Here is a 12,682-nt window from a genome sequence, read left to right on the forward strand (position 1 = left end):
ACGGATGTAAGGCAATCTATCCGTGAGGTGATTTCGTCATGGCAACGACCGACGCGTCCAGCGAGCAGGTTCCCATCCGTGTCCTCGGCGGTCCGACCGCCCTTATCGAGTACGGCGGGCTGCGGTTCCTGACCGACCCGACCTTCGACGCCCCCGGCACCTACCCCTCCGGCCTGGCCAAGACCGCGCCCGCCTCCGCCACGCCCGCTGACCTGGGCCGTGTCGATGTGGTGCTGCTGTCGCACGACGAGCACGACGACAACCTCGACGCCTCGGGCCGGAGCTTGCTCGCCGATGTCCCTCTGACCTTGACCACGCCCGGTGGCGCTGGCCGGCTGGGCGGCACCGCACGCCCCCTGAAGGACTGGGAGTCCATCGAGCTCGACCGCCCTGGTGGCGGCACGATCACCGTCACCGGAGTTCCGGCCCTGCACGGGCCCGGCGCGCGTGAGGACCTCGAACCCGTTGTCGGCGAGGTCGTCGGTTTCGTCCTGAGCGGTGACGGGCTGCCCACCGTCTACGTCAGCGGCGACAACGCCCAGCTCTCCCTGGTCCGCGAGATCGCCGACCGTCTGGGCCCGGTGGACACCGCTGTGCTGTTCGCCGGCGCGGTCCGCACCCCCGTCCTGGACGGCGCGCTGCTCACGCTCGACAGCGCTCAGGCCGCCGAGGCCGCCCGCATCCTGGGCGCCCGCCGGATCGTGCCGGTCCACTTCGACAGCTGGGCCCATTTCACCGAGGGCCGCGAGCAGCTCGTGGACGCCTTCACCACCGCCGGACTGATCGATCGCGTCGAACTGGCCTGACACCTAACGCCCTGGCCCCGCGGTGCGCCACGCGTGCACCGCGGCGGCACATTCCCTGGCTCGGCCGCGCCAGGCCGGTGCACCGCAGAAAGGATCCCCGTGAACGACCCGATCACGGAACGGCGCGCGGCTCCGCTCCCGCGCCGCTGTCCGTCCTCGATACCGCCCTGGCCGGCCGCGGCGTCAGCGCCGCCGTCCTGGCTGGCAGCATCGCACTGGCCGAACTCATCGCCGACGCCTACACCCTGCCCTCCACACCGGTCCTCGCGTCCGCGCCTGAACCGGCCTCGCTGCCCGCAGTGGGCGCATACCCCCAACGAGCAGCCGGACAGGCAGCCGCATCAGGGGCCGCGACATCACGCCCACCACTGCTGGGCCTGCAACGGGGACACCATGCACAACACTGCGACGACGCCCCCGCAGCGGGCCGACGGACGCCCCATCGGCCACTGCTTCGGCTTCTACACCTGAGACGCCAAGACGCATCCTGGTCATCCTGCTGACGTCCCAGGTCCTCAGCGCCGTGGGACTCGCGGCCGGCGTCACCGTTGCCGCCCTGCTGGCTCAGGACATGCTCCACTCCATCAGCCTGGCCGGGCTGCCCAGCGCACTGCTCACCGCAGGTTCCGCCCTCGCCGCCGTCATCATCGGCCGCGTCTCGCAGACCCGCGGGCGCCGCCCCGGCCTGGCCGCCCGCTCGTCCGTGATGACGGGCCCCGAGCCTTGGCCGGGACGCCCGCCGGGCCATGGCTCTCCGGGCGCCGGCACGTGAGTGGCAGCCCTCTGCCCCGGCGACTTGACGCAGGCACGCGATCGCGCCTCCCTGCCCGTAGTCCGACGGCGTGCACACCCCGCACAGCTTTGCCGATCCTTTGCAACCCGTGTCCGTCCTGTCTCGTCTCTCCGCTCGATCCATGACTCAACCGGCCCGGCCGCCCGCCGGACCGGACGACGAGAGAGAGCGATACATGCGCCGAACAGTCCTGAGTGCCACGGCGGCCGCGTGCGTGGCAGTGCTGGCGAGCACGGTGCCCGCGTTCGCCGGTGGGGCGGACTCGTCCCCGACTCCCCGTCCCGCCACCTCCGTACCGTCGACCCGGCCGAGCGTGCCGGCCAGTGCGGAGCCGAGTACGGTGCCCACCCGGATGCCGAGCCGGGCGGCCACCCCCGTGCCCTCCGTCGCGCCCGGCGGGGGACGCGGCCAGGTCGGCGCCGTACCGAGTGGCGCCCCCGACACCGGAGTGACCACCGGGTCCGACAGCCCCGGCCCGGACGGCATGCTGATCGGCGGCGGTTCCGCAGCCGGGCTCGCGGTGGGTGGCGCGGCGGTCCTCCTCGTACGCCGCCGACGGGCGAACGGGGCATGACCCACGTCTCCAGGCGCGTGTTCGCCGCCGCGGCGGCGGGCTCGCTGCTCGTCAGCTGCGGCGGGCACAGTGAGGACGCGGCATCCACCGCTCGTTCCCGCGGCGCGCACGCGACACCCCGGCCCTCCGCGGATCCGTCGAACGCGTCGGCCGCGACGCGCCGTTCGGTCCCGGTGCGCCTGCGGATTCCCGGGATCGGCGTCGACACCCCGGTCATGCGGCTCGGGCTGGCACAGGACGGCACCGTGCAGGTGCCCCCGATCACCGCGCACGATCAGGCGGGCTGGTACCAGGGCTCTCCGGTGCCGGGCCGGACGGGCCCGTCGGTGATCCTCGGTCATGTCACGGTCGGCGCCTACGGGGACGGCGTCTTCCGCCGGCTCGACCGGCTGCGCCGGGGCGACGAGATCGGCGTGCGCCTGGAGAACGGCGTGTCGGCCGAGTTCACGGTCACCTCCGTACGGACCGTCGCCAAGGCCGAATTCCCCACGAAGGCGGTGTACGGCGACGTCGACCGGCCGGAGTTGCGACTCATCACCTGCGGCGGTCCACGTACCGGCGACGGCTACCGCGACAACGTGATCGTCTTCGCGGCGCTGCGCACCACGCCTCACTGACGGGCCGCCCGATCCCGGGCCGAGGGAACGTACGCCGTGGAGCGTACGGCCCCGGTCCGGGGTCTTCCTCCGGGTCGCCCCGCGCACCCGGACATGAAGAATGTCCCCACCCCCCTGTGGAGAGTGTTGAAACGGTCCCGCGAGAAGGCGGCAGCCGAGCTGTTCGCCGTTCTCTACCCGCGCCTGGCCGGCTGGTGCCGCCGTCTGGTCGACGACGACGAGACCGCCCACGAGATCGCCTCGGAGGCGTTCACCCGCCTCTGGGCGCGCTGGACGTCAGTGGCGGAGCCCTGGGGCTTCCTCTACGTCACGGCCGCGAACATCGTCCGCGACCACTGGCGCCGCCTGGAGCGCGAACGCAGGGCCATGCGCCGCGCCACCGTGGAGGCATCCGTCCTCCCGCCCGCCGAGCAGAGCGATCCCTCGGTCCGCCTGCTCGTCCAGGCGCTCCCCGAACGACTGCGCATACCGACCCTCCTGCACTACTACGCTGACTTGCCGATCCGGGAAGTCGCCGAACTGACCGGGCGCAAGGAAGGAACCGTCAAGGCCGACCTGCACGCGGCCCGCGAACTGCTCCGTGCCCACCTGAGGAGAAGTCTTGATCACATACAGTGATGACGGTCCGGACTTCGAACCCGACGACCCTCTCGCCGTCATCATGCGGCCCCCCTCCGGGCACCTCGCGCCTCCGCCCGGGCGGTACGAGGAGATCCGCCGCGGCGCGGCCCGTCGCCGTGTCCTGCGCACCGCTGTGGTGACGACCGCTGCCTGCTCGGTCGCCGCTCTCCTCGCCGTACCCTTTCTGCGCGGCGCGCTCCAGGAACCCGTCTCCCGGACGGTTCCCCTCGCCCCGCCCCCCGCGAGCAGCCCCACGGCCCCGCCGACCGGCACCGAACCGACTCCGGCGGGTCCACGCCCCGACGCCCGCTCCTCGACCAGCAGGCCGACCAGGCCGGTCCGCCAGCCGGCCACCTCCGCCTCGCCCTCGGCCGTACCCTCGTCCACCCCTGCGGCGGAACGCCGGCCGTCGCCCCTCACCCCACGCTCGCGCACGATGGGGCCCTCGACGAACCCGACGCGCTCCTGACCTCGACGCCGTCCGTGGCCCGGGCCCGCGAGGCGGGCGGCTGCGACCTGTCGATCGGCGGGCACGCCGGATTTCATGTCCGCGTCCATGCGGTTGTCGTGCAGCGCCGAGACCGCCGGAAGGCGTGGTGGCCGAGGCAACCCGTCCGGTCCGGTGTGCGGCGACGGCCGCCCGCCGATGCCGTCCGGCTCTCGGTCGGTCACCCGTGTCGCCGTCTCCGGCCGCCTTGCGGATAGCTTGTGGGGGACAGGTGGGCAGGTCCGTGGTGGCAGAGGTGCACGTGGAGAACGGGGTGTCGGGAGCGGTGTCGCTGCGCGAGAGTGATCCGGCCGAGATCGGCGGTTACCCCCTGGAGGCGCGGCTCGGTTCGGGGGGCATGGGCACCGTCTTCCTGGCCCGTACCGCTTCGGGGCGGCCCGTCGCCGTCAAGCTGATCCACCGGCACTTCGCGGAGGACGACGAGTTCCGTATCCGCTTCCGGCAGGAGGTGGCGGCGGCACGGCGGGTCAGCGGCGCGTTCACCGCCGCCGTGGTCGACGCCGATCCCGAGGCCGAACAGCCGTGGATGGCGACGGCCTACATCGAAGGGCGCACGCTCGCCCAGCACTGCGCCGCCGAGGGCCCGCTGAGCGGGGCCAGGCTCCGGAACCTCGCCATCGGGCTGGCGGAGGCGCTGCGCGACATCCACCGGGCCGGTGTCGTCCACCGTGACCTGAAGCCCTCGAACGTCGTCCTCTCACCCGAGGGTCCGCGCGTCATCGACTTCGGCATCTCGCGTGCCGCGGACCAGGAGACGCTCACGATGACGGGGCGGATCATCGGTACGCCGCCCTTCATGTCGCCGGAGCAGTTGCGGTCGCCGCGCGGCGTGGGGCCGAGGTCGGACGTCTTCTCGCTGGGCACGCTGATGGTGTACGCGGCGACGGGGCGCGGGCCCTTCGAGGCCGACAGCCCCTATCTGATGGCGTATCAGGTGGTGCACGAGGAGCCCTCGCTCGGGGCAGTGCCCGAGGCGCTGCGCGCGGTCGTCGAGCCGTGCCTGCGCAAGGAGCCCGCGGAACGCCCCTCGTCGGACGAACTGCTGGTGCTGCTCCGGAACCTGCCGGTCGATCTCGGCGGCACCGAGGCAAGCGGACCCGGCGCGGGCCGGCCCGGTGACATGGTCACCCAGCAGCTCCCTCCGGCGGCGGCCGGTCCCGGCGCGGGGAGCGCCCGCCGGGGGCGCCGCCTGCGCAACCGATGGCAGCCCGCCGTCGCCGTCGCCGTCGCGGTGGCGGCCATCGGCGGTGCGGTCGCCGCGCTGAACGCGGTCCGCTCCGCAGGCGACGACGGCCGGGGCAGCAGTGTCGCGGCGTCGGGGGCCGCTCTTCCGCAGGGCTTCAGGCCCTGGCGCGAGGCCGTGGCGGGCGGCCGGGAGGACATCCCGGACGAGCTGCGCTGCGTGGCCCGCGGCGACGCGGTGTACTGCGGGGGCGGCGGAGTCGTCGCGGCCCGGCTGCGCGCTCACGACGGCTCTCGGGTGTGGACCGTGAAAAGCCCGGGCGTCCCCACCCAGGGCGTGAACCTGGTGGGCGCGACCGACGACACCGTGCTCGGCTACCGCATCGCCGCCCAGGACGACCCGGAGTCACCTGCCACCGAGGTGGTGGCCGTCGACGCCCGGACGGGCCGGGAGCGGTGGTCCGCGCCGTCCGGCGCGCAGTCGCAGGCCGTCACCGGCCGGAACCGGGACGCCGTCGTGATCGGCTCCTCCGTGGTGATGGTCGACGGTGCCAACTCCCGCCTGGAGGCCCGGGACGCGCGCAGCGGCGCGGTCCGCTGGAAGACGCCGTTCCCCACGGGTGCGCAGTGCGCTCCGGTCCCGGCCGGAGCGCGGCTCTTCGCGATGTGCGCGTCAGACGAGGAGGTGGACGCCGTGGCGGTGCTGCGGCCCACCCTGTACGAGGTCGACCGGGCCTCGGGGCGACTGGGCACGCCTGTCACGGTCGACGGGCCCGCCGTGCCCATGGGCGTCGCGGGCGGTGTACTCGTACTGCTCCGGGAGCACGTGGAGGGAGTCGCGCCGGACGGGTACGACGCGGTGGTGCGGGTCGATCCGGCGTCGCGGAAGGTCACCCGCTCCCGGCTGGCCAGGACGTACGCGGGGACACCGGGCATGGCGGGCGGCACCGTCTACGTGAGCGGGCAGACCGGGCTGGTCACGGCGATCGACCCCCTGACCGGCCGGAGCAGGTGGTCCCGCCAGACCGCTGTGGAGGGCGCGTCGGGACCCGCGGCGGGTGACGGAGCGCTGTACTTCAGCTCGGCCACCGGCCGGGTCGTCGCCCTGTCGCCCCACGACGGCAAGCCCCTGTGGACGACGGGACCGCACGCCGACGGTCTGACCGGCGAACAGGGGGCGAGCCCGCGCGTGACCGTCGCCGGCCGCGCCCTGATCGTGGCCGCGGCCGGCAACACGATCTTCGCCTTCGACACCCGAAAGCCGCCGGAAGCGGGCTGACCCCCGCCCCGGGGGAGGTGCCCTGCCGGTCGGGCCGGGCCCGCCTGCAGAACACCCGCTACGAAGCCGGCCTGAGCACGAGCAGCGTGATCTCGCTCGGGGCGAAGACGCGGAACGGCGGGCCCCAGAAACCCGTGCCACGGCTCGTGTAGAGGCGGGTGCGGGCGCCGTGGTGGGTGAGGCCGGCCAGGGCGGGCTGGTCGAGGCGGACCAGGTGGTGGAAGGGCCAGATCTGGCCGCCGTGGGTGTGGCCGGAGAGCTGGAGGTCGACACCGTGGGCCGCCGCGCGGTCGACGAACTTGGGCTGGTGCGCGAGGAGCAGGACCGGGAGGTCGGGGTCGGCGCCGTTCAACGCCTCCGCGAGGTCCGCGCCGTGGCCCGCCAGGCCGGAGGAACCGGCGGTGACGTCGTCCACACCGGCCACCACGAGGGTGTCGCCCCCGCGTTCCAGCAGCACATGGCGGTTGCGCAGCGGTGCCCAGCCCAGCTCGTCCATCAGGTCGACCCAGCCCTGCGCCTCGCTGTAGTACTCGTGGTTGCCCGTGACGTAGACGCGGGCCCGCGTCGCCTCGACGGTGCCCAGCGGGGCCGCCTGGGCGCGGCGGCGTTCGGCCGTGCCGTCCGCGATGTCGCCGGTGTGGCAGACCAGGTCGGCCTCCAGGGTGTTGACCGTCTCGCAGACCCGTTCCGACCAGCGGGCGCGGTCGAGCGGACCGTAGTGGGTGTCGGTGATCAGGACGACCCGGGTGCCGTCCAACCCGGCTCCCAGGCGGGGGAGTTCCACGTCGACCCGGCGCACGCGCGGCACGCGCCGGGCCTCGGCGTACCCCCAGGCGAGCAGCACGGCGGTCACGCCGAGGACGGCCCAGGTGACGATGCGCGCCCGGTCCTGTCCGTCACCCGCACCCGCCACGGCCAGGGCGAGCCGCAGCAGGATCCCGAGCAGAACGGACCAGGTGAACAGTACCCAGACGGCGCCCAGCAGCGTGTCCCCGACGATCGCCGCCCCGTCCTGCCGGCGCCGCCCGTGGCCGCGCGCCATCGCCAACGGCATGCCGGTCAGCCCGAGGACGAACAGCGCGGTGCCGGCCAGGGTCACCGGTGGCGGCCAGTGCTGGCCGGTGTACAGGAGGACCCCGCACGGCACGGCCCACAGCAGTACGGGGGCGACCAGGGGGAGACAGCGCATCAGGCGTTGCAGCCGGCCCGGCGGCGTCTCTGCCGCGTCACCGGTGGTGGATGGGGTGCTGCTGGTCTCGGTCACGCTTCCCCTTCGCTGAAGTCTCCCCGTGGAGCCCATTGTCCGCCGCCGCGTGACGGACCGCCGGGCGGGGCGCACTCGGTCCGTTCCGGGCAGCCCGGGTCAGCGCTCGGCGGACAGCGACCTCCACGCGACGGGGAAGTCGAAGTACGTGTCCGGGTACGGCTCCGGCTGGTACGTGTAGTGCCACCACTCCTCGGCCAGGTTCACGAAGCCGAGCTTCTCCAGTGTGCTCTTCAACAGCAGCCGGTTGGCCCGCTGTCGGCCCTGGATGCGCGGGTCCAGGGTGTGGGCGAGCGGGTCGAAGCAGTCGAATCCGGTTCCCATGTCGAGGGAGTTGTCGGGAAAGCGCTGCCGCTCGGGCGCGAAGCAGGCGACGAGGGGCTGACCGGGGGTGTACGGGCGGGTCGGTCGCGCCGGGAGCCGGACGATCGTCAGGTCCATGGTCGAGCCCCGGCTGTGCCCGGACTTCTCCGCGATGTAGCCGTCGGCGAAGAGGCGCGTCTTGTCGACCTCCGGGTAGAACTCGGCCTTCATGGTCTCGTCGTCCAAGTCCTCGGCCCAGCGCACGAAGTGGTCGACGGCCCGCTGCGGCCGGTAGCAGTCGTAGACCTTCAGGCTGTAGCCGTGGCGCAGGAGTTGGCGCTGCGCCTGATGCAGGGCCTCGGCGGCCGGGCGGGTGAGGACGCAGACGGGCTGCCGGTAGCCGTCGACGCGCTCGCCGACGAAGTTGTGCGGAGTGAAGTAGCGCATCTCCTGGATGATCGTCGGGTCCACCGTGCTCAGCGCCACGAAGTCCTTCGGCGCCCTCGGTTCCGGAGCCGCGTGGGCCGTGGCGGAGGCGGCGGTGACGGCCAGCAGGGCTGCCACGGCGGTGATGACACCGCGTGCGGCGCGGGAGAGTCGAGTCATGCCTCCTGCGTCTATCAGGTGGGGCGCGTGGTGGGGAAGTACCGGTGGGCGCTCAGAGCGGCTTGCGCCAGACGGAGACGTGAGCGGTTGAGGCGTCCGTGAACGGAGTCCCCCTCCAGTCCGCCACCCGCCGCTCCAGTTCCAGGCCGGCGATACGGGCCATCAGGTCCAGCTCCGCCGGCCAGGCGTACCGGTGGCGGGAGGCGGAACGGCGGTACCGGCCGTCCTCGCCGTCCCGCGTGAGGTGGTGCGAGACGAGGATCTGCTCCACCAGGCCGAAGGTGTCGAAGCCGACATGGTGCGCCGACACGTCGAACGGCACCGCCACCTGTGTGGGCGGCAGCAGCCGCAGCGGAGGCACCCCCAGCTCGATGACGAAGCGGCCGCCGGGCGCCAGATGACGGGCGGCGTTGCGGAAGCACTCCACCTGTTCGTCCTGCGTCAGCAGGTTGGAGATCGTGTTGTAGACGAGGTAGACCAGGCTGAACTCGCCCGGCACCACCGTCGTGGCCATGTCCCCCAAAGTGACCGGCAGAGTCTCCTCGTCCACCTTGCGGCGCAGCACGGCCGCCATGTGCGCGGAGAACTCGATCCCCGCCACCGGCACCCCGCGCTCCCGCAACGGCACCGCCACCCGCCCGGTACCGACGGCGAACTCCAGGGCCCGCCCCTCACCGGCGAGCCCGGCGAGGAAATCGAGGGTCGGACCGAGCACCTCCGCCGAGGACATCTGCGTCTCCTCGGCGTCGTAGCGCTCGGCGCTGGCACGGCCCCACAGCTCGCTGCTGGTCATGGGCGGCCACTCTGCCGGGGCCACCGGGGGCCTGTCGACGCAATAAGACGACGCGGCCGCACCCGGGAAGGGGCGTGGCCGCGTCATCGGCGCAGGAGCCTCAGCTCTCCTTGGCTTCCTTCTTCTCGTGCAGCTTCTTGACGCGCGCGGTCTCCTTGCGGACCTCGGCCTGGGTGGCGCGCTCCTTCTCCAGCCATTCGGGGCTCTCCTCGCGGAGGTCCTCGATCTGCGCGGTGGTCAGGGGCTCGGTGACACCGCCGCGGGCCAGACCCGCGATGGAGACGCCGAGGCGGGCCGCGACCACCGGACGGGGGTGGGGGCCGTTCTGACGCAGCTCGCGCAGCCACTCGGGCGGGTTCGTCTGGAGCTCGTTCAGCTCGGCGCGCGAGACCACACCCTCCTGGAAGGCGGCGGGGGTGGCGGGGAGGTACACACCCAGCTTCTTCGCCGCGGTGGCGGGCTTCATCGTCTGGGGGCTCTGCTGCGAACTCATGAGGTCAAGGGTATCGGCCGTGTGCGTGGCGGCCGACCACGGCCGGTAGCCTGGCCTGGTGACAGGCTCGGAAGAATCACCGTCGTTCCGGCTCGCGTACGTCCCCGGAGTGACGCCCGCCAAATGGGTGCGGATCTGGAACGAGCGCCTGCCCGGCACCCCCCTCGTCCTCACCCAGGTCCCCGCCGCCGAGGCGGACGCCCTGCTGCGCGCGGGAGAGGCGGACGCGGGCTTCGTACGGCTGCCCGTCGACCGCGACTTCTTCAGCGCGATCCCGCTGTACACCGAGGACACGGTGGTCGTCGTCCCCAAGGACCACGTGATCACCGCGGCCGAGGAGGTCACGCTCGCCGACCTCGCCGACGAGGTGCTCTTCCATCCGCTCGACGACGTCTTCGACTGGGACGCCCCGCCCGGTGAGCCCGGCTTCGAGCGCCCCGCCACCACGCCGGACGCGCTGGAGCTGGTCGCGGCCGGCGTCGGCCTGCTGATCGTCCCCCAGTCCCTGGCGCGCCTCTACCACCGCAAGGACCTCACCTACCGGACGGTCGCCGACGCCCCGCAGTCGCAGATCGCTCTGGCCTGGCCGGAGGAGGCCACCACCGACCGGGTGGACGACTTCATCGGCATCGTCCGGGGCCGCACCGTCAACAGCACCCGGGGCCGCGCGACGCCCCCGGAGCCCAAGCAGCAGAAGAAGAAGCCCGCACCCGGCGCCGCCCGGCAGAAGGGCGGCAAGCCCACCGGGCGGCCCGTGCGCGGGCGCTCCGGCGGGCGTCCCGGGAAGCCGCGCCGCAAGTCCTGAGCACTCACGCCTTCGAGGGCGCGCGCTCCGCGGGCTCCGGAGCCGGGCCGTCGCCCATCGGCGGCTCCGGGTGCGCCTGCCGCTCCCGCAGGTCGGCGATGGCCAGCACCAGCGCGACCAGGATGATCCCGACCGCCGTGAGCAGGCCCAGTTGGAGCGCCCTCGTGGAGGTGCCGTGGTTGGCCAGGTGGGCGAAGTACACCGCGCCCACGGCCGCGATACCGGCCGCCGAGCCGATGCGCTGGGCCGTCACCAGGATGCCGCCCGCCGCCCCGGCCCGGCGTACGGGGACGCGGGTCAGGGTCAGCGTGGTGTTGGGGGAGATCGTCACCCCGGAGCCCACCCCCGCCACCAGCAGCGGCAGCGCCGCCGCCCATGCCGCGCCGGGTCCCTGGAAGAGCTGTACGGCGCCGATCACGCCGAGCAGGCCCACCGCCACCCCGGCCAGCCCGACGACCACCAGCCCGCGGCCGTGCCGTACCACCAGCCGGCCGCCCAGCGCCGCGCCGGCCGCCGAACCGATGGCGAACGGCAGCGAGGCCAGCCCCGCCGCGAGCGCGCCGTAGCCGAGGCCGTTCTGCAAGTACAGGGTGTAGACGAAGAACACCGTGGTGAAGCCGCCGAAGTACACCAGGTTCAGCAGCACGCCCAGGGTGAAGGAGCGCAGGGAGAACAGCTCCAGGTCGATCAGCGGGTCGTTTCCGCGCCTGCCCTGGCGCCGCTCCCAGCGCCAGAACGCGGTCAGCAGGAGCGCCGCCACCGGCATGAGGGCCCACTTCGTCCGGCCCGTCCACTGCTGCTCCTGCACCAGCGGCAGCATCAGCGCCAGCACGCCCGCGCCGAGCAGCACGACGCCCGTCAGGTCCGCGCCCTCCCGCCGTTTCTCCGCCACCGGGGTTCGCGGCAGCAGCCGCAGCGCCGCACAGAACGCTGCCACACCGATGGGCAGGTTGACGTAGAACACCCAGCGCCAGCCGTCGTCGACGCCGAACGCCTGGATCAGCAGGCCGCCCGCCGGCGGTCCTACCGCCGTCGAGATGCCGACCACGCTGCCCAGCATGCCGAACGCGCGGGCCCGGTCGGCGCCCTGGAACATCTGCTGGATCAGTCCGGTCGTCTGCGGCGCCACGATGCCCGAGGCCGCGCCCTGCAGCAGCCGGAAGGCCACCAGCCACCCCGAACCCGGCGCCAGCCCGCACGCCACCGAGGCGACCGTGAACAGCGCGAGCCCGAACAGGAAGGCCGCCCGGCGCCCGCGAACGTCACCGAGCCGGCCCGCCGGGACGAGGGCGAGGCCGAAGGTGAGCGCGTACCCCGACACCACCCAGGACACGTCGGCGGCGTCGGCGCCCAGGCCGCGTTCCATCGAGGGCAGCGCGACGTTCACGATCGAGCTGTCGAGCAGCGTCATGAAGCCCGCCACGAGACAGACCGCGAGCGCCTGCCACCGCCGTCGGTCACCGGCGGCCGCAGGGCGGGTCTGGACTGTAGTCATGGGGTCACGCTATGCAGTGACCCCGGCCCCCGCACCACGGGGAACGGGTCCGGGCGACCGGTCAGGGCTTCGCCGCGGACCGGCCCACCGACTCCACGAGCGGCAGCAGCCGGTACGGCACCCGCTCCCGCAGGGCCACCTCCGTACGGGTGCGCACCACGCCGGGCACGCTGATCAGCTTCTGGATCACGTCCTCCAGATGGGCGTTGTCCCGGCCCACCACCCGCGCCAGCAGGTCCCCGCCACCGGTGGTCGAGAACGCCTCGACGATCTCCGGAACGGCCGCCAGCGCCTCCCCGACGTCGTCCATGTGGCCCTGCGTGACCTCGATGTGCACGAAAGCCAGCACGGGATGGCCCAGCGCTGCGGGGGAGAGCGAGGGGCCCGTGCCCGTGATCACGCCGTCCCGCTCCATCCGGTCGAGCCGGGCCTGGAGGGTGCCCCGCGCGATGCCGAGGATGCGGGCGTACTCGCGCACGCTGGTGCGCGGCTGCTCCAGCAGCAGGCGCAGGATACGGGTGTCCAGTTCGTCCACGGCCATCG

At 73.4% G+C, this 12,682-nt stretch carries 12 protein-coding genes and 1 pseudogene; 7 read left to right on the top strand and 6 right to left on the bottom strand.

Going from position 1 to position 12,682, the window contains the following annotated elements:
- Positions 1 to 38: 38 nt before the first annotated feature.
- The 6 genes and pseudogenes from ACWCV3_RS16220 (at position 39) to ACWCV3_RS16245 (ending at position 6,380) form a co-directional block, all read left to right on the top strand.
- Positions 39 to 806 (top strand): MBL fold metallo-hydrolase, encoded by a 768-nt coding sequence (locus ACWCV3_RS16220; protein ID WP_451223617.1) that lies wholly within the window; start codon positions 39 to 41, stop codon positions 804 to 806.
- Positions 807 to 1,290: 484 nt separating this feature from the next.
- Positions 1,291 to 1,500, top strand: a pseudogene (locus tag ACWCV3_RS16225) (MFS transporter); the annotation flags it as partial.
- A 274-nt stretch (positions 1,501 to 1,774) separates the two neighbouring features.
- Positions 1,775 to 2,173, top strand: coding sequence for a sortase-dependent protein (locus ACWCV3_RS16230; protein ID WP_451223619.1), 399 nt, complete (start codon positions 1,775 to 1,777; stop codon positions 2,171 to 2,173).
- On the top strand, positions 2,170 to 2,790 hold the full coding sequence (locus ACWCV3_RS16235; protein WP_451223621.1) for a class F sortase: 621 nt from the start codon (positions 2,170 to 2,172) through the stop codon (positions 2,788 to 2,790). The genes ACWCV3_RS16230 and ACWCV3_RS16235 overlap by 4 nt, the downstream gene beginning before the upstream one ends.
- A 126-nt stretch (positions 2,791 to 2,916) precedes the next feature.
- Positions 2,917 to 3,408, top strand: a complete 492-nt coding sequence (locus tag ACWCV3_RS16240) for an RNA polymerase sigma factor (protein ID WP_451223623.1) — start codon at positions 2,917 to 2,919, stop codon at positions 3,406 to 3,408.
- A gap of 776 nt (positions 3,409 to 4,184) precedes the next feature.
- A complete protein-coding gene (locus tag ACWCV3_RS16245) occupies positions 4,185 to 6,380 on the top strand; it encodes a serine/threonine-protein kinase (RefSeq protein WP_451223838.1) in 2,196 nt (731 codons plus the stop codon).
- A 58-nt stretch (positions 6,381 to 6,438) separates the two neighbouring features.
- Here the strand turns inward: ACWCV3_RS16245 and ACWCV3_RS16250 are convergent, their stop codons facing one another.
- The 4 genes from ACWCV3_RS16250 to ACWCV3_RS16265 form a co-directional block, all read right to left on the bottom strand.
- Positions 6,439 to 7,644 carry a metallophosphoesterase gene (locus ACWCV3_RS16250; protein ID WP_451223625.1) on the bottom strand — a complete coding sequence of 402 codons (1,206 nt, stop codon included), beginning with the start codon at positions 7,642 to 7,644 and terminating at the stop codon, positions 6,439 to 6,441.
- Positions 7,645 to 7,743: 99 nt separating this feature from the next.
- Positions 7,744 to 8,553, bottom strand: a complete 810-nt coding sequence (locus tag ACWCV3_RS16255; RefSeq protein ID WP_451223627.1) for a M15 family metallopeptidase — start codon at positions 8,551 to 8,553, stop codon at positions 7,744 to 7,746.
- 52 nt (positions 8,554 to 8,605) lie between these two features.
- Positions 8,606 to 9,346, bottom strand: a complete 741-nt coding sequence (locus ACWCV3_RS16260) for a class I SAM-dependent DNA methyltransferase (protein ID WP_451223629.1) — start codon at positions 9,344 to 9,346, stop codon at positions 8,606 to 8,608.
- Between the two features lie 100 nt (positions 9,347 to 9,446).
- Positions 9,447 to 9,839 (bottom strand): DUF5997 family protein, encoded by a 393-nt coding sequence (locus ACWCV3_RS16265; RefSeq protein ID WP_451223631.1) that lies wholly within the window; start codon positions 9,837 to 9,839, stop codon positions 9,447 to 9,449.
- A 58-nt stretch (positions 9,840 to 9,897) separates the two neighbouring features.
- Between ACWCV3_RS16265 and ACWCV3_RS16270 the strand changes: the two genes are divergently transcribed.
- A complete protein-coding gene (locus tag ACWCV3_RS16270; RefSeq protein WP_451223633.1) occupies positions 9,898 to 10,644 on the top strand; it encodes a LysR family substrate-binding domain-containing protein in 747 nt (248 codons plus the stop codon).
- A gap of 4 nt (positions 10,645 to 10,648) precedes the next feature.
- On the opposite strand, the gene ACWCV3_RS16275 is transcribed toward ACWCV3_RS16270, so the two are convergent.
- Both ACWCV3_RS16275 and ACWCV3_RS16280 read right to left on the bottom strand, forming a co-directional pair.
- Positions 10,649 to 12,139, bottom strand: coding sequence for an MFS transporter (locus ACWCV3_RS16275; RefSeq protein ID WP_451223635.1), 1,491 nt, complete (start codon positions 12,137 to 12,139; stop codon positions 10,649 to 10,651).
- Between the two features lie 61 nt (positions 12,140 to 12,200).
- Positions 12,201 to 12,680, bottom strand: coding sequence for an Lrp/AsnC family transcriptional regulator (locus ACWCV3_RS16280; protein WP_451223637.1), 480 nt, complete (start codon positions 12,678 to 12,680; stop codon positions 12,201 to 12,203).
- Positions 12,681 to 12,682 lie beyond the last annotated feature (2 nt).

It is taken from the genome of Streptomyces sp. NPDC001781 (genome assembly GCF_053596035.1).